Annotated in this window: 2 protein-coding genes; one reads left to right on the top strand and one right to left on the bottom strand. The window is 74.5% G+C overall.

Annotated features, from left to right (window positions below; all coding sequences use genetic code 11):
* Positions 1-893: acyl-CoA dehydrogenase family protein (locus tag ABT116_RS43850; protein ID WP_351646411.1), on the top strand; the 893-nt coding region annotated here is incomplete at its 5' end.
* A 57-nt stretch (positions 894-950) separates the two neighbouring features.
* On the opposite strand, the gene ABT116_RS43845 is transcribed toward ABT116_RS43850, so the two are convergent.
* Positions 951-1,917: NAD(P)H-dependent flavin oxidoreductase (locus ABT116_RS43845; RefSeq protein ID WP_351646408.1), on the bottom strand; the 967-nt coding region annotated here is incomplete at its 5' end.

Here is a 1,917-nt window from a genome sequence, read left to right as displayed (position 1 = left end):
ACAGCGAGATGCGCCGCACCCTGCGCTCGTCCGCCGGGCGGGCGGTGGTGTCCCGGTCCTCGGCGGAGGAGCACGAGGGCCTGGGACCGCTGCCCGTCGAACTGGCCGTGGCCTTCGGCGAACTGGGCCGTCATGCCGTGCCCGGTCCGCTGGCCGAGACGGCCGCCGCCGGCGCCCTGCTGGGCCGGCTCGGGGGCGACGCGGCGCGTGCCTGGCTGCCGCAGCTCGCGTCCGGCAAGGCCGTTGCGTCCCTGTGCGTCCTGTCGCCCGGGGGCAGCCCGTACGCGCTGGACGCCGACGCCGCCGACGCGGTGTTCGTCGTGGACGGCGACACCGTACGACTCGCGGCCTCGCACGGTCCGGTGCAGTCGTCGGCCGACCCGGCGCGGCGGCTGGCCCAGCCGCTGGGTGGAGCCGTGCTCGCGCAGGGACCCGAGGTGACAGCGGCCGCCGCGTACGCCGCCGATGTCGCGGCGCTGGTCACCGCCGCGCAGGCCCTCGGGCTGGGAAGGTCGCTGCTGGAACGCACGGTCGGGTACGTGCGGCAGCGCACCCAGTTCGGGGTGGCCGTCGGCTCGTTCCAGGCGGTCAAGCACCGCCTGGCGGACACCCTCATCGCCCTGGAGTTCGCCCAGCCGCTGGTCCACGCCGCCGCCCTGGCCCTGGCGGCGGACGATCCGGCAGCGGGCCGGGACGTCGCCGCCGCGAAGGTGTCGGCCTGCGAAGCAGCGTACGCGGCGGCGCGAACGGCCCTGCAACTCCACGGCGCTGTCGGCTACACCGAGGAACTGGACCTGTCCCTGTGGATCCGCAAGGCGCGCCCCTTGCGCACCGCCTGGGGTACTCCGGCCGCATGCCGAGCCCGGGTGCTGGGGGACGGACCGGTGGGATGAGGCCGTGGACGGAGGAGCAGCGCCGAACTGCGTCCGGCTGAACGGCCGTTCCCTCCCTCACACAAAGGCCGACAGCCTGCCGAGCGTGGCGTGTGCCTCTGCCATGATCCTGTCGACGAGTTCGGCGCAGGACGGCAGGTCGTCGATCAGCCCTCCGACCTGGCCGCAGGCCATCACCCCCAGGTCGGTGCGGCCGTCGACCATCGCGGCCTTGAGCAGCATCGGGGTGTTGGCGGCCAGGAGGACCTGACTCCAGGTCAGTTGCCTGCCGTGCTTCATGGCCAGACCGTCCCGCATCACGGAGGCCCAGCTCATGCCCGACTCCCGCTTGAAGGCGGAGGCGTGCCGCAGGGCACGCAGCAGGGAGGCCGTGCGGCCGGAGCGCTCCAGCGCGTCCACCAGGTCGGTGCGCAGCATCCGGTGGGGCAGGCCGTCCACCTTGGTGGTCAGGGTGACGTCCTGGACGCCGGCGGCGAGGTAGCGGGCCTTGACGGTGTCGGGGACGGTGCTGTCGGAGGTGAGCAGGAAGCGGGTGCCCATCGCGACACCGGCGGCGCCGTAGGCGAGGGCCGCGACCAGTCCGCGTCCGTCCCGGAAGCCGCCGGCGGCGATCACGGGGATGTCCACGGCGTCCACGACCTGCGGCAGCAGCACGGTGGTGGCGACGCTGCCGGTGTGGCCGCCGCCCTCGCCGCCCTGCACCAGCACGGCGTCGGCGCCCCAGGCCGCGACCTTCTCGGCATGCCGCCGGGCGCCCACGGAGGGGATGACGACGACTCCGGCGTCCTTCAGTCGGGCGATCAGTTCCGGCCTGGGCGCGAGCGCGAACGAGGCGACCTTCACGCCCTCGTCGAGGATGATCCGCACCCTCTCCCCCGCGTCCGAGGCGTCGGCCCGCAGGTTGACCCCGAAGGGCGCGTCGGTGCGGGACTTGACCTCGCGCACGGCCGAGCGGAGCTGTTCGGGGGTCATGGTGGCGGACGCGAGGATGCCCAGGGCTCCTGCCCGCCGTCTCGGCCGGCCG

It is taken from the genome of Streptomyces sp. NPDC002130, assembly GCF_040296465.1.
GTDB lineage: Bacteria > Actinomycetota > Actinomycetes > Streptomycetales > Streptomycetaceae > Streptomyces.
This window is presented reverse-complemented; position numbering and strand designations above follow the sequence as displayed.